We start from the raw sequence: 24,969 nt of genomic DNA, 5'->3' as shown, positions 1-24,969 counted from the left end.
TTGGGCGCGCCGGTCAGGGCGGGTCATTCGATGCTGAACGGGAAGTACTTGTCGTTGATCTTCTTGTACGTGCCGTCGGCTTTGATTTCTGCCAGGGCTTTGTTCAGGTCGTCGCGCAGCTTGGTGTCACCTTTGCGCACGGCAATGCCGATCTTGTCGCTGTCCATCACCGGCTCGCCCTTGAACTCGTAGTTCGAGCCATCTTTGCTTTTCAGCCACTCGTACTGCACGTACTTGTCGGCCAGGATGCCGTCGATGCGGCCGGAGACCAGGTCGAGGTAGGCATTTTCCTGGGTGTCGTAAAGTTTGACGTCGACATCCGGGTAGTTGTCTTCAAGGTAGGTGCCGGCCAAGGTGGCGCGCTGGGTGCCGATGACCTTGCCTTTCAGCGACGCTTTGTCAGTCTTGAAGTCGACGTTTTTCGGCGCGATGAACTGCAGCTTGTTGGAGTAGTACGGCTCGGTGAAGTCCACAGCCTGCTTGCGCTCGTCGGTGATCGACAGCGAAGACACCAGGAAGTCGAACTTCTTGGCGTTCAGGGCCGGGATGATGCCGTCCCAGTCGGAGGTAACGACCGAGCACTCGACTTTCATCTTGGCGCACAGGGCGTCGCCGATGTCTTTATCGAAGCCAACCACGTTACCGCTGGCATCCTTGTTGTTGAACGGTGGGTAGGCGGCTTCGATGCCCATGCGCAGTTTTTCTGCGGCCATGGCGTTTGCCGACATCACCAGCGTGGCAGCAGCTGCCAGGAGAAACTTCTTGTAGGTGTGCATGTATTGCTCCGTTAGCGGTGGCTTGACATGAATTGCTTGCAACGCGCCGAGGTCGGGTTCTCGAAGACCTGCTGCGGCGACCCCTGCTCTTCGACCAGCCCCTGGTGCAGGAAGACGACTTCACTGGACACATGGCGGGCAAAGCTCATCTCGTGCGTGACCAAAAGCATGGTACGGCCTTCTTCGGCCAATGCGCGGATAACGTTAAGCACTTCCTGGACCATTTCCGGATCGAGGGCCGAAGTGGGCTCGTCGAACAGAATGACTTTTGGTTTCATGGCCAGGGTACGGGCAATGGCGGCACGCTGTTGCTGGCCACCGGAAAGCTGGGCAGGGTAGCTGTGGCGTTTGTCGTAGATGCCAACCTTGTTCAGCAGCGCTTCGGCGGCTTCGATGGCCTCGGCCTTGCTCTGGCCGAGCACGCGGCGTGGCGCCTCGATAATGTTGTCGAGGATCGACATGTGTGGCCACAGGTTGAAGTTCTGGAAGACAAAGCCGATTTCGCTGCGCAGGCGATTGATCTGGCGGTTGTCGGCGGCGATCAGGTCGCCGTTTTTGGCAGCTTTGAGCTTGAGGGCTTCGCCGGCAACCAGGATTTCGCCCTGGTGTGGGTTCTCGAGCAGGTTGATGCAACGCAGCAGGGTGGACTTGCCGGAGCCGGAAGACCCCAGGATGGAGATCACGTCACCGTCGCGAGCGGTCAGCGAAATGCCCTTGAGAATTTCCTGCTCGCCGTAGCGTTTGTGCAGGTTGCGGATTTCCAGCGCGGGCGTGGCCTGAGCCATGTGCGGTCCTCATGTGTTCGGTGCGTTCCCAGCTGTTGGCGGCCTTCCTGGCGTGCGCCAAGCTAGCATAGCGGCATTAGGCGGCCAACAGGGTCGCTAGGGACTGTGGGCACTGGTGGGGCAGTTTGTCGCATCGCTACAGCGTAACGTCGCGCGGATGTCCGCGAAGGTCTCGCCCAGCACCAGAGCCTTGATGAAAAAAGGCGCGATGGTGCCAGCTTTAGCCCGCTCATGGAAGCGGTTTTGGCCCATTCGGGCGGTAAACCCGACCTTTAGGTCAAACGTGTTCGCAGAGGGCAGGTTGATCTGTGGAGGCGTCAATAGGCTATAGGGTTGTACCTAAAGGTTGCACTTTTTGGCATTGCAGTGGTGCATGGGTGTTACCGAGGAGCACCTTTGGTGCGTTTGTAAGTGGGTATTTCAGTAATTAGACGATTTGGCGCCCTTTCGGTCAGGGTGTGGCCGAAAGCCCTCCAAACCGCGCCCTTAAAGGCCCGCAGATTTTTCTGACGAATGCATTCAGCAGGTGGCGCGCTTATTGCCAGTAGGAAACCGCCGATTGCAGCGATGCCTAGGTCAACCCTATGCGCGCTCCGTACCCGCAGTCGGAGTGGTCCACTCCTTACAAAGGTAGTTTTATGAGCGGTAACAATTCCAATGACCTCGCTCAGGGGCTCAAACAACGGCATGTAACCATGCTATCCATCGCTGGCGTCATCGGTGCCGGCTTGTTCGTAGGTTCCGGCCACGCCATCGCAGCTGCCGGCCCGGCCGTGCTGCTGGCTTATGCCGCCGCCGGTACGCTGGTTGTACTGGTAATGCGCATGCTGGGTGAAATGGCCGTTGCTTCGCCAGACACCGGTTCGTTCTCTACCTATGCCGACCGCGCTATCGGGCGCTGGGCCGGCTTCACCATTGGCTGGCTGTACTGGTGGTTCTGGGTGCTGGTGATTCCGCTGGAGGCCAACGCCGCCGCCGCCATCCTGCATGCCTGGTTCCCTGCGGTTGACCTGTGGGCCTTCTCCCTCATCATTACGCTGGCGCTGACCCTGACCAACCTGTGCAGCGTGAAGAACTACGGCGAGTTCGAGTTCTGGTTCGCCCTGCTCAAGGTACTGGCGATCATCGGTTTCATCGTTGTGGGTTGTGCGGCAATGTTCGGCTTTGTATCGGGCAGCCAGGTGAGTGGTGCCAGCCACCTGTTCGACACCCAGGGCTTCATGCCTAATGGCCTGGGCGCAGTGCTGGCCGCGATGCTGACCACCATGTTCTCGTTCATGGGTACCGAAATTGTCACCATCGCTGCTGCCGAGTCGAAGGACCCTGGCAAGCAGATCAGCCGCGCCACCAACTCGGTGATCTGGCGTATTTGCCTGTTCTATCTGGTGTCGATCTTCCTGGTCGTGGCCCTGGTGCCGTGGAACGACCCGGCTCTGGCCGAAACCGGTTCCTACCAGACGGTGCTCAGCCGTATCGGCGTGCCGAATGCCAAGCTGATCGTCGACATCGTCGTGCTGATTGCCGTGACCAGCTGCTTGAACTCGGCGCTCTACACGTCGTCGCGCATGCTGTTCTCGCTGAGCAAGCGTGGCGACGCGCCGGCCATCGCCCAGCGCACCACCAAGGCAGCGACCCCGCATGTGGCGGTACTGCTGTCTACCGCAGCGGCGTTCCTTTGCGTGTTCGCCAACTTCGTGGCCCCGGCCCAGGTGTTCGAGTTCCTGCTGGCCAGCTCCGGCGCCATTGCCCTGCTGGTGTACCTGGTGATTGCCGTATCGCAACTGCGCATGCGCGCCCAGCGTGAGGCGCGTGGGGAGAAGATCACCTTCAAGATGTGGCTGTTCCCAGGCCTGACCTGGGCGACGATTGCCTTCATCGTTGCCATTCTGGTGGTGATGGCGCTGCGTGAGGATCACCGTGCGGAGATCATCGCGACTGCGTTGCTGAGCATTGGTGTGGTAGCGGCTGGCTTGCTGGTGCACCGCAAGCGCGAAGCTGCCGGGCGGGTGGCGCTGGACAACTGATCCACGCTAGCTGAAATGAAAAGGCCGCGCCCTGTGAGGGGTGCGGCCTTTTTTGTTGCCTGTACTGGCCCTGTGGGGCCTGCGAGAGGCCGGTACAGGTTACCGGCCCTATTAGCCAAACTGCTTCTGTTGTTGCTGCTGCTTGGCCACCAGCTCGGAAGCGGTGATATAGGCATTTTGGAACTCATCGCTTTCCAGCCAGGCCATGGTGGCCTCTTCGTCGGCGCCGTCCAGCCATTTGCGGTAGGCGTTGAACACCAGCACGATGTAGTCGGTAGCGTGCTCTTCCTTGTGCCCCTTGAGCACCAAGGCCAGTAGCGGGTCCACCAGGAACACCGAAATCATCGGTACCAGCCCGCCGCTTTCCTGGGCTTCCTTCATTTTGTTGAACATCGCGTCGTAGCTGCCCGACTCCATGGCTTTGTTGTACACCTGCTCGACGCTGGCGCTGTCGCCGGCGCTGGCCTTGACCGCTTGGCCGCTGCGTACCATGCGGTTCTGCTTGGCCTTGCTGGCGGCGCGCTTGGCGCGTTTCTGTTGCTTGGTAGGGGTGGCCATGGGGAATCCTTGGGTGTGTCTGAAAGTGCGCGTATTGAAGCGCAATTGCCCGATAAACCCAAGCAGGGCGCCTGTGCGCTGCAGTTGGGTGAGAGGTCTGTGGGATAGATATCCCGATTATGCTGACCGTAGGCCCTGCGTAGCTTGTCTCCCGCTGCCCGCCATGTTGGCAGGCAGTTTGTCACTGCGCCAATTCGGCGTTTGTGAAGGGTGCGCACGTTTGCGCTACAAAGGAGCAGCCATGAAGTACTTTTACCTGATAACCCTTTACGGCTATAGGGCTGACGGCAATGTTTACTACCCAACCGGTTTCGCCGGTTGCGACGAGCAGCGGATCACCAAGGCTGACATCGCCGCAATTATCGAAAAAAGCAAGGCACACGGCGAGTTCCAGCTACACAGCGTTTCTTACCTGGGGCACATGACCGAGGACGCATTCGAGCATCTTCGTTCCATGTCGGACGAGTAAGGCTCGACCCGCAGTCTGCGTATGGCTGCGGGTTTCTCGATTTCGTTCTTCCAAACCGCCTGAGGTCAAAAATCACAGACAACAAAAAACCCGCACTAGGCGGGTTTCTTGTTGTCGCTTCGGGTAACTTTGCAACCACCAGAAGCTTGAAGGTGGTGCCCAGAGACGGAGTCGAACCGCCGACACGAGGATTTTCAATCCTCTGCTCTACCGACTGAGCTATCTGGGCGACGAGGTGAATTAAATAGATTTTCTGACGGTCCGTCAACGACTTTTTGAAAAAATTTTAAATTAATTCCGTCGCTTACGTTCCGTAGGGTCATTCCGACGGGGGAACGTAGCCTTCCGCCTGCGCGTACTCTTCGCCAGCGAAGAACTTGTCCATCTCGGCCTGCAGGAATTTGCGGTCCTCTGCATTCATCATGTTCAGGCGCTTTTCGTTGATCAGCATGGTCTGGTGCTTCTGCCAGTCGGCCCAGGCCTTCTGCGAGATGTGGTCGAAGATGTCCTGGCCCTTGGCGCCGGGGTAGGGCGGGCGCTCCAGGCCTGGCAGTTCTTCTTTGTATTTGCGGCACATCACGGTGCGGGTCATCGGGCGTCTCCTGCGGTCAGTTCGTCGGCCGCGCGTTTGAGCAGCTTTTTCACCGGGGCAGCAAGGCCCAGGCGCGGCGGGGTGGCGAGGTTATACCAGAGCCAGTCGGCCTCGGTCACGTGCTCGCCAAGGGGGTCGACGCGCACCAGCCAGGGCTCGATCGCCAGCTGGAAGTGGCTGAAGGTATGGGTCAGGCCGTCCATGGCGCGGCTGCCAGCCAGGCGCAGGCCGTGCTGGTAGGCCAAGTCGTCGAGCTGGGCGATGTCGTCCAGTTCCGGCAGGCTCCACAAGCCCCCCCAAAGGCCGCTGGAGGGGCGTCGATAAAGCAGGATGGCACCGTCGTGGTTGGCCAGCAGTGGCATCAATGTGCGCCGTTGCGGCAGCGCCTTGCGCGGCTTGGGCTCGGGGTAGCGGGTTTCTTCGCCGTGCAGGTGGGCCTCGCAGCCACGCTGCAATGGGCAGATCAGGCAACTGGGCTTGCTGCGGGTGCACAGCGTGGCGCCCATGTCCATCATGGCCTGGGTGTAGTGGTTGGCGCGCTGTTGCGGGGTAAAACGCTCGGCCGTAGCCCACAGCTGGTTGGCCACCTTGGGCTCGCCGGGGTAGCCGGCCTGGGCCGTGTAGCGAGCCAGCACGCGCTTGACGTTGCCGTCCAGGATCGGTGCGCGGATGCCCATGCTGATGCTGGCGATGGCGCCGGCGGTGGAGCGGCCAATGCCAGGCAGCTCGGTGAGCTGCTCGACACTGCGGGGGAACTCGCCACCATGTTGTGCGACCACGATCTTGGCGGCCTTTTGCAGGTTGCGGGCGCGGGTGTAGTAGCCCAGGCCCGTCCACAGGTGCAGCACTTCGTCCTCCGGCGCTTCGGCCAGCGCCTGCACGGTCGGCAGGGCCTGCATGAAACGGTCGAAGTAATTGAGCACAGTGCTGACCTGGGTCTGCTGCAACATGATTTCCGACACCCACACCCGGTACGGGGTGATGCCCTGTTGCCAGGGCAGGTCATGCCGGCCGTGCTCGTCATACCAGTCCAGCACAGCGCTGGAGAACTGCTCGGGGCTCATCGCTTGAACAGCCCCTTGAGTGCGTCTTTTACTTCCGGGCTCACTTTGTCTCCAAGTTTTTCATCGAGCTTTTCGTCGATCTTGTCTTTCAGGCGGTTGCCGGCCAGTTTCGCTGCTACCTTGCCCATGCCGCTCTGGTCCAGGCGGCAGGCCTTGGCGCCCAGCTCCAGTGGGCCGCGGCAGCGCAGTGGCACTTCGACGCCGGCGAAGCGTTCGTTGACCTGGCAGGCCGGGTCCGGCATGGCGCGCTGGTCGCCTTCGACGATTACGCCGATGTTGTAGTCCATGCCCAGCACACGCAGGTCGAGGTCGCCATGGCCGTTGACGGTCAGGCCCGGGATACGCACTTTGAGGTCCGGGTTGCTGGCGACGCCGTTGCGTACCACCAGGCTGCCGCGCAGCTCCTGGAACGGTGTGTCCTTGCCGCGTGGTTCGCCGCTCAGGGCCTTGCGGTTGAGTGTGGCAATGGCCTGGCAAAGCTGTTGCTCGAGGTTGGCGTTGACCAGCACGCCATCGTTGATGGTGAAGTTTGCGCTGCCGTTCAGGGTGTCGACCAGTGCCTTCTGGCTGTTGCCGGTGGCTGTCAGATCACTGGTCAGGGTCAGCAGGCCCTTGACCGGTGGTGTCTGCTCCTTGCCTTCGGTCTTGATGAAGTGCTCAACCGGCACGCGCTGGATGTTGGTGTTCACCCCCAGTTGCGGCACGGCAGGGCGCACGTCCACGGTGCCCTTGGCTTCGAAGGTGCCGTTGTACAGCTCGCCGCGCAGGGTTTGCAGGGTCAACAGGCCGCCCTGGCCCACGGCCTTGAGCTGGGCACCTTCGATCGGCAATTTGTCCACGGTCAACGCGCCGAAGGCCAGGTCGGCCTGCAGGTCGAGGGCGCGCAGGCGGTCGACCGGCAGCAGCTTGTCGTCGCTCCAGGCCACTTGGGTCGGGGCGTTGGGCAGCGGCGAGTTGCCGGCACCGGCCACCGCACTGGCTTCCTGTTGCTGGACCTCGGCCTGGCGCGCAGCGGTGGCGCCCTTGGCCTCTTCGCTCTTGGCCGGCAGATAGCGGTCGGCGTCGAAGGTGTCGCCTTTAAGCTGCAGGCGCAAAGCCTGCTTGGCAACGTCTTCGACCGCCACGCGACCACTGAAAGTGCTGTCGTCCAGCTTCACCGCCAGGTCCTCCAGCGCCAGGCTGTTCGGCGTACCTTGCAGGCGGGTGACCAGCTCCAGTCTGGCGAAGGCCGCTGGGTCGTTGGTGGCCGGCAGTGGGCGCCCGATGCTGTCGAGGAAGGTGCGCAGGTTGAACTGGGCGATGGACAGGCCGCCGCTCAGCTGGGGCGCCTTGTCCAGGTCACGCAGGTTCAGCTCGCCGAGCGCGCGCAACTGGTTGGCCGAGACTTTCAGGCCGTTCCACGAGGCGACATTGGCGCCCAGGTCGACCAGCAACTGGCCTTGGGCAGCGAAGGTCACGGTCTTGCCGCCGGTTGGCTCACCCGAAGTTTCGCCCGACAGGCGCATGTCTTCGAAGTTGTAGCGCTTGAGCTTGCGGTCGAAGCGCAGTTCGCCGGCCAGCTCGGTGCGGGCCTTGATATTCGGCTGGCTGGCGCTGATGAAGGCGCTGGCCTTGAGCGGGATGTTGGCGCCTTCGTGAACCGGGCCGGTGCTGAGCTGGATGCTTTCGGCGCTGTAGCTCTGGCCGGTCTTGGCATCGGTGTACTGCACGCGGGCGTTGTTCACGGTCAGGCTGTCGATGTCCAGCTTGACGGCGCGGTCGCTGCCATCGGCGCTGGCTGGCTTCTGCTCGGCAGGTGCCTGGGCTGGTGCGTCGGCGGTGCCAGCGCTCTGCGCGGGCAGCGGCTTGCCGATGTCTTCCCAGTTGCCATGGCCCTGTTCGTCACGTGCCAGGGTCAGGTTCAGGCCCTCGACGCGCACGTCGCTCATCTGTACTTCGCGGCGCAGCAGCGGCAGTACGCGTACCGAAAGGCCGAGCATCTGCAGGTCGGCGAACGGCTCCTTGGGTTTGGTCAAGGTGGCGATGCTGGCTTCGTGCAGCTCCAGGCCCAGCCACGGGAACAGGCTCCAGCCGATGTCGCCGTTGAGGGTCAGCTCGACGTGTGCCTTGTCGCGCGCCAGCTGGCGAATCTCGTCTTTATAGTCGTTGGGATCGAAGAGGTGGGTCAGGGCGAAGCCCAGCGCCACGATGATCAGCAGCAACCCGAGAAGCCCCAGCCCCAGGATTTTGCCGAACGCTTTCATGGGCGAGTCCTTGTAGTCCGTTAGTGAATTCAGGCGGCAGAGTATAACGCCGCAGCGGTTGTGCCTGCTTATACGACTAGAGATACAGGCCATTTCCTACGTTTGAAACAGATGCTACGGCTTTCGACAGCCATGATTTGGCTTGTTCCGAATGTTTTGGTGTATGGGCGCTAGGGGCCAGTACAGGCAACAGGACCGTTTCAGCCAAGCCAAAATTAACGATATCAGATTGCTTTCACGCTACATGATGCTGCTACCCTTGCGCCGCTTTGCCTGCACCTCCCTATAAAAAGGATCACACCCATGAGCAGTACCGTCGCGACGGGCACCCTGGCCAGTGCGCCAGGCTTCCTGTCGAAGGAGCGCATCATCGCCCGTCCGGGCTTCAATCGCTGGCTGGTCCCGCCAGCCGCCCTGGCCATTCACCTGTGCATCGGCATGGCCTATGGTTTTTCGGTGTTCTGGCTACCTTTGTCGCAAGCCCTGGGCATCACCGCCCCGGTCGCCTGTGCCGCAGACATGGGCTTCATGGCCCGTATGTTCAGCGCCGAGTGCGACTGGCCGATCTCCATGCTGAGCTGGATCTACACCTTGTTCTTCGTCTTCCTTGGCTGCTCGGCAGCCGTGCTGGGCGGCTGGCTGGAGCACGCCGGCCCGCGCAAGGCCGGCCTGGTGTCGGCCCTCTGCTGGTGTGGCGGCATGCTGATTTCCGCGGTTGGCGTCAAAACCCACCAGCTGTGGCTGATGTGGCTGGGCTCTGGGGTGATCGGCGGGATCGGGCTGGGCCTGGGCTATATCTCGCCAGTGTCGACCCTGATCAAGTGGTTCCCGGACAAACGTGGCATGGCCACCGGCATGGCGATCATGGGCTTCGGTGGCGGCGCCATGGTGGGTGCACCGCTGGCGACCGCGCTCATGGGGCACTTTGGCAACGCGCACGAAGTCGGCGTGTGGCAGAGCTTCGTCGCCATGGCGGCGATTTACTTCGTGTTCATGACTGCCGGCGCTCTGGCCTACCGCGTACCGCCGACCGGCTGGAAGCCTGAAGGCTGGACCGCCCCGCTGAAAAAAGTCGGCAACACCATGGTCACCGACCGCCATGTGCACGTCAGCGTGGCGTGGAAAACCCCGCAGTTTGCGCTGATCTGGTTGGTGCTGTGCCTGAACGTGTCGGCCGGCATCGGCATTCTCGGCATGGCGTCGCCGCTGCTGCAGGAGGTGTTTGCCGGCAAGCTACTGGGCAACGAACTGACCTTCAGCCAGCTGAATGCTGCCCAGCTGGCGCAGATTGCCGCGATCGCCGCCGGCTTCACCGGCCTGCTGAGCCTGTTCAACATCGGTGGGCGGTTCTTCTGGGCGTCGTTCTCGGATTACATCGGCCGCAAGAACACCTACTTCGCCTTCTTCGCCTTGGGCGTTGGCCTTTACAGCCTGGTGCCGAACATGGGGCACCTGGGTAACGTGGCACTGTTCGTGGCGGCGTTCTGCATCATTCTGTCGATGTATGGCGGCGGTTTCGCGACCGTGCCGGCGTATCTGGCTGACCTGTTCGGTACGCAGATGGTCGGTGCCATTCACGGTCGCCTGCTGACTGCCTGGGCAGCGGCGGGGGTGCTGGGGCCGGTGTTGATCACTTACCTGCGCGAGTCTCAGTTGGCAGCAGGGGTGGAGCGGGCAGCGGCTTACGACATGACCCTGTACATCCTTGCTGGCCTGCTGGTGCTGGGCTTTATCTGCAACATGCTGGTGCGGCCGGTGGCCGACAAGCATTTCATGAGCGATGCCGAACTGGCGGCCGAGCGGGCGCTGAGCCATGACAAGGGCGCCGATGGGGCGCGCTCGCTGGAATGGAAAGCCGCGCCGGGCAGCCTGCCGCTGGTGCTGCTGGCCTGGGCGGTGGTGGTCGTGCCGTTGGCCTGGGGGGTGTGGATCACCCTGCAGAAGACGGCAGTGCTGTTCCATTGATGTAATCCTGGAATGGCCCATTGGGGGCGCTTTGCGCCCCCGTTCGTGACACCAGGTCACCTTCACAGGTGAGCGCCTGCCTCAATCACGCGGTTGTATAGACCTGTAGCAGCATCCAGCCCGCGTAATTCCTCGCTTTGCCATATGTCATCCGCGTTTCAAGCTGGCGCGTTCTGGGCCTATAATGGAACCCTTTTCGCCCAATGATTTTGCGGAGCTGGTGATGGTCGAACGTAAGGCTTCCGTCGAGCGCAATACCCTGGAAACCCAGGTCAAGTGCTCGATCAACCTCGATGGCAGTGGCAAGGCCCGATTCGATATCGGCGTGCCTTTCCTTGAACACATGCTGGACCAGATCGCCCGCCATGGCCTGATCGATCTGGATATCGAGTGCAAGGGTGACACGCATATCGACGATCACCATACCGTCGAAGACGTCGGTATCACCCTGGGCATGGCTTTCGCCCAGGCCATCGGTGACAAGAAAGGCATCTTCCGCTACGGCCACGCCTATGTGCCGCTGGACGAAGCGCTGTCGCGCGTGGTCATCGACTTCTCCGGCCGCCCAGGCCTGCAGATGCATGTGCCGTACACCCGTGCCAGCGTCGGCGGCTTCGATGTCGACCTGTTCCAGGAGTTTTTCCAGGGCTTCGTCAACCACGCCCTGGTCACCCTGCACATCGACAACCTGCGTGGCCACAACACCCACCACCAGATCGAAACCGTGTTCAAGGCTTTCGGCCGCGCCTTGCGCATGGCGGTAACCCTCGACGAGCGTATGGCCGGCCAGATGCCGTCCACCAAAGGGTGCCTGTAAATGCAGACGGTAGCCGTAATCGACTATGGCATGGGCAACCTGCACTCGGTGGCCAAGGCGCTTGAGCACGTAGGTGCCGGCAAGGTGCTGGTCACCAGTGATGCCGCAGTCATTCGCGAGGCCGACCGTGTGGTGTTCCCGGGTGTGGGCGCGATCCGCGACTGCATGGCTGAAATCCGCCGCCTGGGCTTCGACAGCCTGGTGCGCGAAGTCAGCCAGGACCGCCCGTTCCTCGGCATCTGCGTGGGTATGCAGGCGCTGCTCGAACACAGCGAAGAAAACACCGGTGTCGACTGCATCGGCCTGTTTCCGGGCCAGGTGCGCTTCTTTGGCAAAGACCTGCAAGAAGACGGCGAGCACCTGAAGGTGCCGCACATGGGCTGGAACGAAGTCAGCCAGACCATCCACCACCCGCTGTGGCATGACATCCCTGACCGCGCACGTTTCTATTTCGTGCACAGCTACTACATCAATGCCGGCAAGCCGGGCCAGGTGGTCGGCCGCGGCCACTATGGCGTCGACTTCGCCGCGGCGCTGGCCGATGGCTCGCGCTTTGCCGTGCAGTTCCACCCGGAGAAGAGCCATACCCATGGCCTGCAGCTGCTGCAGAACTTCGTCGCCTGGGACGGGCGCTGGTAAATGAGCAGGTCGAAGACCAAGGCCCCGGTCATCACCCTGGCCCCCGAGCAGGAGCGCGAAGCGCTGCACACGCTCAAGCGCTTTCTCGAAGACCGTTTCGAGCTGGAGCTGGGGTCGTTCGAGGTCGCCGAGGTCCTTGACCTGTTCAGCAAAGAAATTGCACCCCTTTACTACAACAGGGCGATTGCCGATGTTCAGCTGCACCTCAAGGAGCGGTTCGAGAGCATCGAAAGCGATCTGTGGGCGCTCGAAAAGCCCTGAACCCCCAAGAACAGACAGGTTCCCAAGATGCTGATTATCCCCGCTATCGATCTGAAGGACGGTGCCTGCGTGCGCCTGCGCCAGGGCCGCATGGAAGACTCCACGGTATTTTCCGACGACCCGGTGAGCATGGCCGCCAAGTGGGTCGAGGGTGGCTGCCGCCGCCTGCACCTGGTCGACCTCAACGGCGCCTTCGAAGGCCAGCCGGTCAATGGTGAGGTGGTTACCGCCATCGCCAAGCGTTACCCGACCCTGCCGATCCAGATCGGCGGTGGTATCCGCTCGCTGGAAACCATCGAACACTACGTCAAGGCCGGCGTCAGCTACGTGATCATTGGCACCAAGGCAGTCAAGCAGCCAGAGTTCGTCGCCGAGGCGTGCAAGGCCTTCCCGGGCAAGGTCATCGTTGGCCTGGACGCCAAGGACGGCTTCGTCGCCACCGACGGCTGGGCCGAAGTCAGCTCGGTGCAGGTCATCGACCTGGCCAAGCGTTTCGAGGCCGATGGCGTCTCGGCGATCGTCTATACCGACATCGCCAAGGACGGCATGATGCAGGGCTGCAACGTACCGTTCACCAAGGCACTGGCCGAAGCCACGCGCATTCCGGTGATCGCCTCGGGTGGCATCCACAACCTGGGCGACATCAAGGCCCTGCTGGACGCCAAGGCCCCGGGCATTGTCGGCGCCATCACCGGCCGTGCCATCTACGAAGGCACCCTGGATGTCGCCGAGGCCCAGGCCTTCTGCGACAACTACCAAGGCTGAGGACTGAACCATGGCACTGGCCAAGCGCATCATCCCTTGCCTGGACGTGGACAACGGCCGGGTGGTCAAGGGCGTCAAGTTCGAGAACATCCGTGATGCCGGCGACCCGGTGGAAATCGCTCGTCGCTACAACGAGCAGGGTGCCGACGAAATCACCTTCCTCGACATCACCGCCAGCGTCGATGGCCGCGACACCACCCTGCATACCGTCGAGCGCATGGCCAGCCAGGTGTTCATCCCACTGACCGTGGGCGGTGGCGTGCGCACCGTGCAGGATATTCGCAACCTGCTCAATGCCGGTGCCGACAAGGTGTCGATCAACACGGCTGCGGTGTTCAACCCGGAGTTTGTCGGCGAAGCGGCGGACCGTTTCGGCTCGCAGTGCATCGTCGTCGCCATCGATGCCAAGAAGGTGTCGGGGCCTGGTGAAGAACCGCGCTGGGAAATCTTCACCCACGGTGGGCGCAAGCCGACCGGGCTGGATGCAGTCGAGTGGGCGAAAAAGATGGAAGGACTGGGCGCTGGTGAGATCCTGCTGACCAGCATGGACCAGGACGGCATGAAGAACGGCTTCGACCTGGGCGTTACCCGCGCCATCAGTGATGCGCTGGGGATTCCGGTGATTGCCTCGGGGGGTGTCGGTAACCTGCAGCACCTGGCTGACGGCATTCTGGAAGGGCATGCCAGCGCGGTGCTGGCGGCCAGTATCTTCCACTTTGGCGAGTACACGGTGCCGGAGGCCAAGGCCTACATGGCATCGCGCGGGATCGTCGTTCGCTGATCCATTGATTGGGGCCGCAACGCGGCCCCAATTGCCTCAACCGTGGTTCTTGCCGAGCAACGCGTGATAAAGCTCGGTATCCCCAAGAATCCCCACCACCCTGTCGTTATCCTGCAGCACCAGCTTGTTGCCGGTCTGATAACGAATCTGCAGCGCCTCGCGCATGCCGATGTCGGCGTGCACCACGGTCGGCCTGCGCTCCAGCAGCTCCACATCCTGCCCCGGTGCCCAGTTCTGCATGTCCAGCCCGTTCTGCCCCTGGCGCGCACGCTTGAGCGCGCCACCTTCGCCCAGGTCCAGCCACGAATCGATACCCGGGTCCAGGCACACCGAGCCATTGACCCGCTTGCAGTTGTCCAGGCTGCGCATCAGGCTGCGGCCGCACAGCACGTTCAACGGGTTGGTGTGGGCGACGAAGGTGCGCACATACTCGTCGGCCGGGTTCAGCACGATTTCTTCAGGCTTGCTGTACTGAATGATCCGCCCGTCTTTCATGATTGCGATGCGGCTACCCAACTTCAGTGCCTCGTCGAGGTCGTGGCTGACGAACACGATGGTCTTGCTCAGCTTGGCCTGCAGGCCCAGCAACTCGTCTTGCAAGCCCTGGCGGATCAGCGGGTCGAGGGCCGAGAACGGTTCGTCCATCAGCAGGATGTCGGCATCCATCGCCAGCGCCCGAGCCAGGCCCACGCGCTGCTGCATGCCCCCCGACAGTTCGTCGGGCTTCTTGTTGCGCCACTGGGTCAGGCCCACCAGCTCAAGCTTCTCGTCCACCAGCTTGCGCCGTTCCTTTTCTGGGCGGCCCTGCATTTCCAGGCCAAAGCTGATGTTCTCGCGTACCGTCAGCCAGGGCATCAGGGCAAACTTCTGGAACACCATGGCAATGCGCTTGGTGCGCATCATCTTCAGTTCTGCCGGGGTGCAGTGGGCAATGTCGATGTGCTTGCCTTCATGCTCGACGAACAACTTGCCGCGGCTGACGGTGTTGAGGCCGTTGATGCAGCGCAGCAGGCTCGACTTGCCCGAGCCGGACAGGCCCATCAGCACGCAGATCTCGCCCTTCTGGATATCCAGGTTGGCCTTCTCGACGCCGACCACCAGGCCGGTCTGCTTGAGGATCTGCTCGCGGGTCTGGCCTTTGTCCAGCAGTGCCAGCGCCTCGCGCGGCTTGTTGGAAAATATGACGTCGACGTCTTCGAAACGAATGATGCTCATGCTTCACCCCTTGCCGGAAGCTCCGGTTGCTTGCAGATACGGTCGAGCATGATCGCCAGCAGCACGATCGCCAGGCCCGCTTCGAAGCCCAGGGAAATATCGGCGGTGTTCAGTGCGTTGACCACAGGTTTGCCCAGGCCGTCAGCGCCAACCAGGGCGGCAATCACCACCATCGACAGCGACAGCATGATGCACTGGGTTACGCCAGCAGCGATGCTCGGCATCGCGTGCGGCAGTTCGATACGGGTCAGCAATTGGCGCCGCGAGCAGCCAAACGCTTTGCCGGCGTCCATCAGCTCTTGCGGCACGTCGCAGATACCCAGGTAGGTAAGGCGGATCGGCGCGGCGATGGCGAATACCACGGTGGAAATCAGCCCCGGTACCACACCCAGGCCAAACAAGGTCAGGGTGGGGATCAGGTAGACGAAAGTGGGGACCGTCTGCATCAGGTCGAGTACCGGGCGCATGGCGGTGTAGAACATCGGCTTGTGCGCGGCGACGATGCCCAACGGCACGCCGATGGCCACGCAGACCACGGTGGCGAAGGTCACCTGGGCCAGGGTTTCCATGGTTTCCTGCCAGTAACCCAGGTTGAGGATCAGCAGGAACGACAGGGCGACGAATGCGGTCAGGGCCCACTTGCGCTGGATGAAATGCGCCAGGGCGGCGAACAGGGCGATAAGCACGAACGGGTTGAAGAAAGTCAGGGCGCTGGTGACGCCATGGATCATGAACTCCAGGCCTTGCGCGATGGCGTCGAAGTAATTCGCGCCGTTCTGGGTCAGCCACTCGACGAACGACGCGATGTACTGGCCCAGGGGTATTTTCTGATCGATAAGCATGATAGCGAGCTTCCACCTGCATAGATTGAAATCAACCCGGGGCAGGCACGGTCCTGCCCCGAGGTAGCGCTATTACGAATTTCGTTATTGCGTGAGCTTGGCCTTGGCCGCCTCAAGGCCGGGTTTGCCATCCACGGTGGTAACGCCGGCCAGCCAGGCGTCCAGCTTGCCTGGGTTGTCCTTGAGCCATTTCTTGGCGGCGGCCTCTGGTTTCATCTTGTCGTCCAGGACATAGCCCATCATGGTGCTTTCATCCTTGAGCTCGAACGACAGGTTTTTCAGGAGCTGGCCAACGTTGCTGCACTCCTGCGCATAGCCCTTGCGGGTGTTGGTCAGTACGGTCGCCTTGCCGAAGTCGGGGCCGAAGAACTCGTCTCCGCCGGTCAGGTACTGCATCTTGAAGCGGGTGTTCATCGGGTGTGGTTCCCAGCCGAGGAACACCAGTGCTTCACCACGCTTTTGCGCGCGGTCGACCTGCGACAGCATGCCGGCCTCGCTGGACTGGACAATCTTGAAGCCGGCGTCCTTCAGGCCGAAGGCGTTCTTGTCGATCATGCTCTGGATGGTGCGGTTGCCATCGTTGCCTGGCTCGATGCCGTAGATCTTGCTGCCGAGCTCTTTCTTGAACTTGGCAATGTCGCTGAAATCCTTCAGGCCCTTGTCATACAGCGCCTGGGGCACGGCCAGGGTGTACTTGGCGTTTTCCAGGTTGGCCCGCACGGTCTCGACAGTGCCGGCATCGCGGTACTGCTTGATGTCGTTCTCCATGGTCGGCATCCAGTTGCCGAGAAACACGTCCAGGTCCTTGCCGGTGGCCAGCGACTTGTAGGTCACCGGTACCGAGATCATGGTGGTGTGGGTTTTGTAACCCAGTGCTTCAAGCACAACGCTGGTGGTCGCTGTTGTCACGGTGATGTCGGTCCAGCCGACATCCGAGAAGCGAACCGTCTGGCATTGCTCGGGTTCAGCTGCCTGGGCCAACAAAGGCGCGGACAGTAACGCAACCAGCAACAGCGAGGGTGAACCTTTCATGGATGGACTCCTGTGATTTTTTCTTCGGGTTCGCGTGGGTCGCCGGGCTTTCTGAAGGTCCGGTCGACCAGGCCTGCAGAGGGCAGGATGCGTGGCCGTGCTTTACGAGTCGCTTTCGATAATCCTCCAGCGCCGGGCAATCGCCTACTGGTGGGGTCGTATCCAGTACGGAACGGGTCGTATCCAGTATGGGCGATGTCGCTTATGGATTTTTCCACCCCCTCGTCCGCATTTTTGCGTCACCAGGCCGCTGGAAAACGGCGTGGAGGGCCCGCTCCCTGGGTAGCTCGCTTGGCAAAATCGCGCGGCGCTGCTGGACAAAATGGCGTCGGTTGCAGACGGCGAGGGGGCCGGTAAAAGCCCGATGATGCAGGCAATTGAAGGCGGCCCTGCTTGAGCCTAGCAGCTACCCCGCCGTGCGCATGGCGCGCACTGACAAGCCCAGCAAGAGGTGATGCGACAATGGCCATCAGCGTGTTCGACCTGTTCAAGATCGGTGTCGGGCCTTCCAGCTCCCACACCGTCGGCCCCATGCGTGCTGGCGCCCTGTTTGTCCAGGGGCTGCGCGAGCGCGGCGAACTGGAGCAGGTAACCCGGGTCGAGGTGCGCCTGTATGGCTCGCTGTCGGCTACCGGTGTCGGCCACGGCACCGACAACGCCACCATCATGGGCTTGATGGGCGATTGGCCAGACGCCATCGACCCGACCCAGATCGTGCCGCGCATCGCCGACCTGCGCGAAACCAATACCCTGAAGCTGGACGGGCGCCTGCCTATCGAGTTCGTCTGGGCCCGCGACATGCGGTTGCTGGACGAGAACCTGCCGTACCACCCCAACGCCATGACCCTGATTGCCGAAGGCGAGCAGGGCGAGCTGCACCGCGATACCTACTACTCGGTGGGTGGCGGCTTCGTGGTCGATGCTGCACAGGCGGCCAGCGGTGTGCTGGACGCTGACCAGACGGTGCTGCCGTATGACTTCAACAGCGCCGCCGAGCTGCTGCAGCTGTGCAAGCAAAACGACCTCAGCGTGTCGCAATTGATGATGGCCAACGAAAAGGTCTGGCGCAGCGAGGCAGAGATTCATACCGGCCTGCGCAAGCTTTGGGAAGCCATGCAGGAATGCGTCAACAATGGCCTGAAGTACGAGGGCACATTGCCCGGCGGGCTGAACGTGCGCCGCCGCGCCGCTAAGCTGCACCGCAGCCTGCAAGAGATCGGCAAGCCCAATGTGATCGGCTCGACCATGAGCGCCATGGAGTGGGTCAACCTGTTCGCGCTGGCGGTCAACGAAGAAAACGCCGCTGGCGGACGTATGGTGACCGCGCCTACCAACGGCGCGGCGGGCATCATCCCGGCGGTGCTGCACTACTACATGCGTTTCAGCGATGCCGTGGACGAGTCAAGCGTGACCGACTTCTTCCTGGGGGCTGCGGCGGTCGGCATCCTGTGCAAGAAGAACGCGTCCATTTCCGGTGCTGAAGTGGGCTGCCAGGGTGAGGTGGGTTCGGCCTGTGCCATGGCCGCCGCTGGCCTTGCGCAAGTGCTGGGGGCGACCCCGCCGCAGCTGGAAAACGCTGCGGAAATTGCCCTGGAGCACAACCTTGGCCTGACCTGCGACCCGGTTGGCGGGTTGGTGCAGGTGCCGTGCATCGAACGCAACGCGATTGCAGCGGTAAAAGCCATCAACGCGGTGCAGATGGCGTTGCGCGGTGACGGCGAACACTTCATCTCCCTGGACCAGGTGATCCGCACCATGCGGGATACCGGCGCCGACATGCACGACAAGTACAAAGAGACCTCACGCGGTGGCTTGGCGGTCAGCGCTATCGAGTGCTGATCTCTGCCAGGTTTGCTGGCCTTTTCGCGGGCAAGCCCGCTCCCACAGGAACTGTGCAGTACCTGCAGGAGCGGGCTTGCCCGCGAAAAGGCCCTCGAATGTTGATGCAGGTGCACCGACAGCCACCAATGCCTCTTTATGGTGCGGCGCGGCGCCTACCGATCGTCGGGTGTCGTTATCAGTGTTGGCGTTGTCGGTGACACTCAAGAGTGTCGTTTCTGGGCAACTTACACTGCGCATGTCACCAAATTGCTCAGCCGTTACACGCAAGGCGCCTAGCACGCCTGTTTTACGACTATCCGCCAGCTCGGCCCAAGCCCCTGATTTGCCTGATGAAGGTGTCGTTTTCAGGTTTTTTTGGATAGCCGTTCAATTTCAGGCACGGCGTTTGCGTTGAGATTGGCAAACCTGCCCTCGGAAAATGACCGATGGGTCATAACAAGAAATCAGTGCCCGCCTGAGGCACACCCTGCATTTGTGTGAGGAGAAATCGCGATGACGTCGTACACCTCCGGGACCCCAACCCAGAACCGCACAGCACCCCAGTCCATCGGGTTTCTTCTTCTGGACAATTTCACCCTCATTTCCCTGGCATCGGCCGTCGAGCCGCTGCGTATGGCCAACCAGCTGTCCGGCCGCGAGCTTTACCGCTGGCACACGCTGACTGTCGATGGTGGCCAAGTGTGGGCCAGCGATGGTTTGCAGATCACCCCGGATGCGGCCATGCACAGTGCCCCCCCAATCGACACGGTGATCGTCTGCGGAGGCGTCGGCATCCAGCGCACCGTTACCCGTGAACATGTCACCTGGCTGCAGGCGCAGGCTCGCCAGTCGCGCCGCCTGGGTGCAGTGTGCACCGGCAGCTGGGCCCTGGCCTGCGCAGGCCTGCTCGATGGCTTCGATTGCAGCGTGCACTGGGAATGCCTGGCAGCCATGCAGGAAGCCTACCCACGGGTGAACATGAGCACCCGCCTGTTCACCCTCGACCGTAACCGCTTCACCAGCTCCGGTGGCACCGCGCCGCTGGACATGATGCTGCACCTGATCAGCCGTGACCACGGCCGCGAGTTGTCGGCGGCGATCTCCGAAATGTTCGTCTACGAGCGTATTCGTAACGAGCAAGATCACCAGCGTGTGCCGCTCAAGCACATGCTTGGCACCAACCAGCCAAAGTTGCAGGAAATCGTCGCACTGATGGAGGCCAATCTGGAGGAACCGATCGACCTGGACGAACTGGCGGTCTACGTATCGGTTTCGCGGCGCCAGCTCGAGCGCCTGTTCCAGAAGTACCTGCACTGCTCGCCTTCGCGTTATTACCTGAAGCTGCGCCTGATCCGCGCGCGGCAGCTGCTGAAGCAGACGCCGATGTCGATCATCGAGGTGGCGTCGGTGTGCGGCTTCGTTTCCACGCCGCACTTCTCCAAGTGTTACCGCGAGTACTTCGGCATTCCGCCGCGGGATGAGCGCGTAGGCTCCAATACTGCGCAGCAGGTGGCAATGATGCCGATCCCACAGGCCATGACCCTGTCGCCGCACAGCGGGCCGATGGCTGCACTGAGCCAGGCGCGTAATGAGTCGACGTTTGCCAGCGTAAGGCTTTAAGGCTTCGGGGCTGCTTTGCAGCCTAATCGCCGGCTTGCCGGCGATTGGGCCAAGAAGGCAACACTACATCACATATTGATAATGATTCTCGACTACAGGTAACATCGCCGCCCCCGAAATCGCTTGGCTTACCACCCCGTGGCGGACGACAAACTGCAGCTCTACCTCGCCCACCGGGCAGCATTGGTCGACTATTCCGCGCCAATCGTGGGTTGCCGCGCCCGTGCCGAAGACGTGGTACAGGAAGCCTGGCTGCGCTTCAGCCGCCAGGACAGCGATGCCGATATTCGCCACCCGGCCAGTTATCTCTATCGCATCGTCCGTAACCTGTCGCTGGACCAAACCCGCCGCACGGCAACCGAAAAGGCCCAGCCCGGTGGCGACGAGATGCTTGCCGAGTTGCCTTCCAGCACCGCCTCGCCCGAGCAGACTATCACCCAGCAGGACGAGCTCGCCGCCATCAACCGTGCCCTCGAGGCGCTGCCTGAGCGCACCCGCCTGGCCTTCGAAATGCACCGCCTCGGTGGCTTCACCTTGCAGCAGGTGGCGGCCCACCTGAACGTCTCGGTGAGCCTGGTGCACCAGTTGGTCCACGATGCCTTGCGCCATTGCATGGCGCAGCTGGAGGACGACCTGTGAAAATGCCTGCTGCTGGCGCGTCCTTTGCTCAATGGGCCGACTCTGTGCGACCCTTCGCGCCCCCGAGCCCCCTGGAGACTTGCCGGACATGACGTCAGCAGACCGCGTATCCAGCCGCCGCGACCAAGCCCTCGACTGGCTCCTGCGCATCCAGCAGGCGCCGCACGATGCGCAACTGCGTGCCGAGCTGGCGCAGTGGTGCGCCAGCGATGTGGCCAATGCCCAGGCCTACGGCAAGGCCGAGCGGGTGTGGCGCCTGACCGGCCAGCTGGCGTCTGCCACCGCCGAGCAGTGGCCCGGGCAACCTGCGACCGCCAGGGTGCTACAGCTGCTCAGGAAAAAGCCTGCCCGACGCTGGTGGTTGGGTGCAGCGGTGGCGGCCTGCCTGATGGTGGCCATAGCACCTTCGCTGAGCCTGCGCCTGCAGGCCGACTACCGCACCGCCGAAGGTGAGACCCGCGATGTGACGTTGGCAGATGGCAGCGTGGTGCAGCTGGACAGCGACACCGCTATTGCCGTGGATTACTCCAGCGATCATCGCGACGTGAAGCTGCTGACGGGCCAGGCGTTCTTCGAGGTAATGCCCGACAAGGCCAAGCCATTCCACGTTCGCGCCGATGCGATAAAGGTGACGGTGACCGGCACTGCCTTCAACGTCGCGCTACGGCCGGGCAGGGCGGGCGTGGCTGTGCAGCATGGCTCGGTGAGGGTCGAGGATGCCGTCGATGGGCATGTGCTGTCGGATGCGCTCACGGCCGGTGAACGGCTGCGTTATGTCGATGGCCTCGTACAGGTAAACACCATCGTGCCATCGCAGGTGGCGGCTTGGCGCCAGGGGCAGTTGATCGCCGATAACCAGCGTGTCGCCGAAGTGGTGCAAGAGCTGGCGCGGTACCTGCCGGGTAAGGTGTTGCTGCGCGATGATGCACTGGGCGACAAGCGCGTTACCGGTGTGTATGACCTGCGCAAGCCTGAGGCTGCCTTGCGGGCTGTGCTTCGTCCCCATGGCGGTGACGTGCACAGCTACGGGCCTTGGCTTCTGGTACTGAGCAAGCCTTGAGCCGCCGGGCCGATGCTCAGCGGCCCCCCTGCAAAAATATTTCCTGAATTCTCTGAAAAATCCTCGTACTGCCCCGTCTTCTCCCCCGCGCGCAGCAACTGATAGCGATTCGTATTCAATTTTGGTTCCGGCAATTGCCCGGGGCGGGGATGTGGCATGACACAAACAATAAGCCGGAAGCCGCGCAGCGCGCGGGGTTGGTCGTTGCGCCTGAAATGCGTGTTGGGCGGTGGGCTGCTGGGCCTGGGTGGGCTCCTGCCCGCGCCGCTGCTGTGGGCCACCGAGGCGCCCGCGCAATTGGCGCAGGTGCATGCCTTCGCCATCCCGGCGCAGCAACTGGCTGGCGCGCTGATCGCCTTCGGCCAGCAGAGCGGGCTGCAGGTCAGCGCGGATGCACAATTACTCGAAGGCGCCCAGGGCAACCCGGTGCAGGGAAACTTCAGCAGCGAGGCTGCACTGTCGCGGTTGCTCTCAGGTAGCGGACTGACCTGGGACACGGACGGTGATGTGATCAGCCTGCGCCTGCTGCACAGCGAAGCCGACGCCGGCCCGCTGGAGCTGCATGACACCCTGGTGCTGGGCGACACCGAAAGCAACGGCTACATGGGCGCCACGGTCATCAGCGGCAAGGCCATCCGTGCCTTCCCCGGCGCCAACGGCGACATCACCACGCTGTTGCAGATGCACCCTAGCGTGCAGTTTTCCGGCGCGCAGAAAAGCTCCAACACCCCAGGCGAGATCGACCCCGCCGACATCAGCATCAATGGCGCCAAGTTCTACCAGAACAACTTCATGATCGACGGCATCTCGATCAACAACGACCTGGACCCCGGCGCCCACGGCTACAGCGAGAACCGCCAGTTCGACGCCGCGCCCAGCAACCCCCACGGCATCGCCCTGGACGCTGACCTGCTGCAGGAAGTGAAGGTCTACGACAGCAACGTCCCGGCCGAGTACGGCGGCTTCAATGGCGGTGTGATCGATGCCATCACCCGCCGCCCGAGCAAAGGCTTGCACGGCAAGTTTTCCTACGGCATCAGCCGCTCGGAGTGGACGCGTTACCACATCACCGAGCAGGATCAGGAAAGCTTCGCCAACTCGTCCTCCGAGCAGTACCAGCCCGAGTTCGAGAAAACCACCCTGCGCGGCATGCTCGAAGGCCACCTCACCGACAACTTCGGCGCGATCCTGAGCTTTTCCCAGCGCCGTTCGGTGATCCCGCTCAACCGCTACGAGAACGGTTACACCAGCCCCAATGCCGACAGCCGCGAAGACCAGACCCGCCAGCTCGACAACTACATGCTCAAGACATACTGGGACGTCAACGATCGGCTGACCGTGGAAGGTTCGTTCATCCAGGCGCCCCAAGAGAACGTGTTTTTCCGCCAGAACTTCCTGAACTCCGAGTTCACCAACAAGAACGGTGGCTGGCAGGGCTCGCTGAAGGCGATCTGGGAAGGTGACCAGGCGCGCTGGACCCATACCCTGGCGCTGACCAATCTGTACAGCTCGCGTGAGTCAGATGAAACAGACACCGTAAATTGGTGGTACTCCGACGCCAAGAACTGGGGCAACCCCAGCAGCAACTCCGCGAAAAGCGGCGAAGGCGCGTTCGGCAACCTCGACCAGACCCAGCGCGGCATCGATTACACCCTCAAAGGCGAATGGCAGACCTTCGACTTCGCCGGTGTCAGTCACGGCATCACCACGGGCCTTGAGCTTTCGCAGCAGCGCGCCGTGTGGGAGCGCGAAGAGACCGGGCAGGGCGTCAACACCTTCAAGCGCGACAATGGCACAGGCTGCGCGGGCAGCGACCCATGGTGCTCGGTCAGCCCGCTGCTCAATGGCAACACCCGCCAGTGGGGCAGCATCCGTACCCAGTACAATGCCGGCAAGATCGACCTGACCGAAAACGCCTACGCCTTCTTCATCGACGACCAGATGCAGATCGGCAAGCTCAGCCTGCGCCCGGGGCTGCGCTTCGAAGGCGACGATTACATGAAGCAGAAGACCGTTTCGCCGCGCTTTGCCGGTGACTATGACTTTTTCGGCGATCGCAGCACTGTGCTGGTGTTCGGTGCCAACCGCTACTACGGGCGCAACCTGTTCAAGTACCGCCTGGCCGATGGTCGCCAGGCCCTGAACACTACCTACACCCGGACCAGCCAGGACGGCGCGTGGGTGGGGCGTCAGGTGCTCAATACCAACCGCTTCTCGGACATGAACATCCCCTACGACGACGAGTTGATGCTGGGCCTGGAGCAGCGCTGGCTGAACACCGACATCCGCCTGAAGTACGTGCACCGCAAGGGTAACGACCAAGTGGTGCGCACCTCGTCGCGTACGCTCGGCCTCGACCCCGTCGATGGCTACCAGAGCATCTACTACACCTACGTCAACGCCGGCGCCAGCGAGAGCGACAATGTTTCGTTGACGATCACCCCCAATCAGTCGTTCCGCGTGCTGGGCAGCATCACCAGCCTGCAGCTGGCGCTGGACTGGTCGCGCAGCAAGAATGCCTACAGCACGTACGAAAGCGGCTTCAGCGAAGCTGAATATGCCGATGACGACGTGATCTACGATGGCAAACGCCTGGCATACAGCGAGCTGCCGGCCAGCGACTTCAACCGCCCATGGACAGCGCGGTTGACCACCATCACCGAGATCCCCAGCTGGCACCTGAGCATCAGCAATTTCTTCCGCTACCGCGGCGCCTACGAGCAGATCATCGACACTGGCCGCACCGAAGATATCGACGGCGAGGCCCTGCGTGTCTACGACACCGCATCGGTGGCCGCCGCCCCAACCTGGGACATGCGCGTCAAGTGGGAGATCCCCACGGCAAAAGAACAGGCGCTGTTCGTGGCTGTGGACGTGACCAACGTCACCGACAAGGTCAACCCTATCGTCAGCAACAGCAGCACCGCCCGGACCACTTACGAAGTCGGCCGCCAGTACTGGCTGGAAGTCGGCTACCGCTTCTGATCCCTGAAAAAAACCG

Annotated in this window: 22 protein-coding genes and 1 tRNA gene; 13 read left to right on the top strand and 10 right to left on the bottom strand. The window is 62.1% G+C overall.

The genetic code is table 11. The annotated features are described in order from the left end of the window. Positions 1 to 23: 23 nt before the first annotated feature. The gene (locus tag DMX11_RS12345; protein ID WP_110744780.1) at positions 24 to 776 is read right to left on the bottom strand and encodes an ABC transporter substrate-binding protein; all 753 of its coding nucleotides are present in this window, start codon (positions 774 to 776) and stop codon (positions 24 to 26) included. Between the two features lie 11 nt (positions 777 to 787). Beyond that, positions 788 to 1,561, bottom strand: a complete 774-nt coding sequence (locus DMX11_RS12340) for an ABC transporter ATP-binding protein (protein ID WP_003255746.1) — start codon at positions 1,559 to 1,561, stop codon at positions 788 to 790. Between the two features lie 638 nt (positions 1,562 to 2,199). On the opposite strand from DMX11_RS12340, the gene gabP reads away from it, so the two are divergent. Then, positions 2,200 to 3,585, top strand: a complete 1,386-nt coding sequence (gabP, locus tag DMX11_RS12330) for a GABA permease (protein WP_110744852.1) — start codon at positions 2,200 to 2,202, stop codon at positions 3,583 to 3,585. A 111-nt stretch (positions 3,586 to 3,696) separates the two neighbouring features. Here gabP and DMX11_RS12325 read toward each other — a convergent pair whose 3' ends face one another. Next, entirely contained in the window at positions 3,697 to 4,143 is a 447-nt protein-coding gene (locus DMX11_RS12325) for a hypothetical protein (protein ID WP_110744779.1), read from the bottom strand. 241 nt (positions 4,144 to 4,384) lie between these two features. Between DMX11_RS12325 and DMX11_RS12320 the strand changes: the two genes are divergently transcribed. Continuing rightward, positions 4,385 to 4,612, top strand: coding sequence for a hypothetical protein (locus DMX11_RS12320; protein ID WP_110744778.1), 228 nt, complete (start codon positions 4,385 to 4,387; stop codon positions 4,610 to 4,612). A 153-nt stretch (positions 4,613 to 4,765) separates the two neighbouring features. Here the strand turns inward: DMX11_RS12320 and DMX11_RS12315 are convergent. The 4 genes from DMX11_RS12315 to DMX11_RS12300 form a co-directional block, all read right to left on the bottom strand. Then, positions 4,766 to 4,841, bottom strand: a tRNA-Phe gene (locus DMX11_RS12315). Positions 4,842 to 4,931: 90 nt separating this feature from the next. Then, positions 4,932 to 5,204 (bottom strand): oxidative damage protection protein, encoded by a 273-nt coding sequence (locus tag DMX11_RS12310; RefSeq protein ID WP_110744777.1) that lies wholly within the window; start codon positions 5,202 to 5,204, stop codon positions 4,932 to 4,934. Continuing rightward, positions 5,201 to 6,268, bottom strand: a complete 1,068-nt coding sequence (gene mutY / locus DMX11_RS12305; protein ID WP_110744776.1) for an A/G-specific adenine glycosylase — start codon at positions 6,266 to 6,268, stop codon at positions 5,201 to 5,203. The genes DMX11_RS12310 and mutY overlap by 4 nt, the downstream gene beginning before the upstream one ends. After that, positions 6,265 to 8,511 carry an AsmA family protein gene (locus DMX11_RS12300; RefSeq protein WP_110744775.1) on the bottom strand — a complete coding sequence of 749 codons (2,247 nt, stop codon included), beginning with the start codon at positions 8,509 to 8,511 and terminating at the stop codon, positions 6,265 to 6,267. Before DMX11_RS12300 ends, mutY begins: the two co-directional genes overlap by 4 nt. A 303-nt stretch (positions 8,512 to 8,814) precedes the next feature. On the opposite strand from DMX11_RS12300, the gene DMX11_RS12295 reads away from it, so the two are divergent. The 6 genes from DMX11_RS12295 to hisF all read left to right on the top strand — a co-directional run bounded on the left by DMX11_RS12295 (position 8,815) and on the right by hisF (position 13,739). Further along, a complete protein-coding gene (locus DMX11_RS12295) occupies positions 8,815 to 10,476 on the top strand; it encodes an OFA family MFS transporter (protein ID WP_110744774.1) in 1,662 nt (553 codons plus the stop codon). Positions 10,477 to 10,699: 223 nt separating this feature from the next. Further along, entirely contained in the window at positions 10,700 to 11,293 is a 594-nt protein-coding gene (gene hisB, locus DMX11_RS12290) for an imidazoleglycerol-phosphate dehydratase HisB (RefSeq protein ID WP_009682881.1), read from the top strand. Continuing rightward, positions 11,294 to 11,932: an imidazole glycerol phosphate synthase subunit HisH gene (gene hisH / locus DMX11_RS12285; RefSeq protein ID WP_009682882.1), complete on the top strand. Its 639-nt coding sequence runs from the start codon at positions 11,294 to 11,296 to the stop codon at positions 11,930 to 11,932. It begins immediately after the preceding gene. Continuing rightward, the gene (locus tag DMX11_RS12280) at positions 11,933 to 12,193 is read left to right on the top strand and encodes a DUF2164 domain-containing protein (RefSeq protein WP_110744773.1); all 261 of its coding nucleotides are present in this window, start codon (positions 11,933 to 11,935) and stop codon (positions 12,191 to 12,193) included. It abuts the gene before it with no gap. A gap of 27 nt (positions 12,194 to 12,220) precedes the next feature. Next, positions 12,221 to 12,958: a 1-(5-phosphoribosyl)-5-[(5-phosphoribosylamino)methylideneamino]imidazole-4-carboxamide isomerase gene (hisA, locus tag DMX11_RS12275; RefSeq protein WP_060494680.1), complete on the top strand. Its 738-nt coding sequence runs from the start codon at positions 12,221 to 12,223 to the stop codon at positions 12,956 to 12,958. A 10-nt stretch (positions 12,959 to 12,968) separates the two neighbouring features. Further along, positions 12,969 to 13,739 (top strand): imidazole glycerol phosphate synthase subunit HisF, encoded by a 771-nt coding sequence (hisF, locus tag DMX11_RS12270; protein ID WP_079226229.1) that lies wholly within the window; start codon positions 12,969 to 12,971, stop codon positions 13,737 to 13,739. A 36-nt stretch (positions 13,740 to 13,775) separates the two neighbouring features. Here hisF and choV read toward each other — a convergent pair whose 3' ends face one another. The 3 genes from choV to DMX11_RS12255 all read right to left on the bottom strand — a co-directional run bounded on the left by choV (position 13,776) and on the right by DMX11_RS12255 (position 16,828). Then, positions 13,776 to 14,954, bottom strand: a complete 1,179-nt coding sequence (choV, locus tag DMX11_RS12265) for a choline ABC transporter ATP-binding protein (RefSeq protein WP_110744772.1) — start codon at positions 14,952 to 14,954, stop codon at positions 13,776 to 13,778. After that, positions 14,951 to 15,799 (bottom strand): choline ABC transporter permease subunit, encoded by an 849-nt coding sequence (choW, locus tag DMX11_RS12260; RefSeq protein WP_177410741.1) that lies wholly within the window; start codon positions 15,797 to 15,799, stop codon positions 14,951 to 14,953. The genes choV and choW overlap by 4 nt, the downstream gene beginning before the upstream one ends. 81 nt (positions 15,800 to 15,880) lie before the next feature. Continuing rightward, positions 15,881 to 16,828 (bottom strand): choline ABC transporter substrate-binding protein, encoded by a 948-nt coding sequence (locus DMX11_RS12255; protein ID WP_110744770.1) that lies wholly within the window; start codon positions 16,826 to 16,828, stop codon positions 15,881 to 15,883. 462 nt (positions 16,829 to 17,290) lie between these two features. Between DMX11_RS12255 and DMX11_RS12250 the strand changes: the two genes are divergently transcribed. The 5 genes from DMX11_RS12250 (at position 17,291) to DMX11_RS12230 (ending at position 24,953) form a co-directional block, all read left to right on the top strand. Next, complete coding sequence (locus DMX11_RS12250) at positions 17,291 to 18,667, top strand: L-serine ammonia-lyase (RefSeq protein ID WP_110744769.1); 1,377 nt, start codon at positions 17,291 to 17,293, stop codon at positions 18,665 to 18,667. Between the two features lie 495 nt (positions 18,668 to 19,162). Further along, the gene (locus tag DMX11_RS12245) at positions 19,163 to 20,269 is read left to right on the top strand and encodes a GlxA family transcriptional regulator (protein WP_016484513.1); all 1,107 of its coding nucleotides are present in this window, start codon (positions 19,163 to 19,165) and stop codon (positions 20,267 to 20,269) included. Positions 20,270 to 20,392: 123 nt separating this feature from the next. Beyond that, positions 20,393 to 20,908 (top strand): sigma-70 family RNA polymerase sigma factor, encoded by a 516-nt coding sequence (locus DMX11_RS12240; RefSeq protein WP_371921792.1) that lies wholly within the window; start codon positions 20,393 to 20,395, stop codon positions 20,906 to 20,908. Positions 20,909 to 20,996: 88 nt separating this feature from the next. Continuing rightward, on the top strand, positions 20,997 to 21,968 hold the full coding sequence (locus DMX11_RS12235; RefSeq protein ID WP_110744768.1) for a FecR family protein: 972 nt from the start codon (positions 20,997 to 20,999) through the stop codon (positions 21,966 to 21,968). Positions 21,969 to 22,124: 156 nt separating this feature from the next. Beyond that, positions 22,125 to 24,953: a TonB-dependent receptor gene (locus tag DMX11_RS12230; RefSeq protein ID WP_110744767.1), complete on the top strand. Its 2,829-nt coding sequence runs from the start codon at positions 22,125 to 22,127 to the stop codon at positions 24,951 to 24,953. The last annotated feature ends 16 nt before the right edge of the window (positions 24,954 to 24,969 follow it).

This window comes from Pseudomonas sp. LB-090624, assembly GCF_003205205.1.
GTDB lineage: Bacteria > Pseudomonadota > Gammaproteobacteria > Pseudomonadales > Pseudomonadaceae > Aquipseudomonas.
The sequence above is the reverse complement of the archived record's forward strand: the minus strand, read 5'-3'. Positions and strand labels throughout refer to the sequence as shown.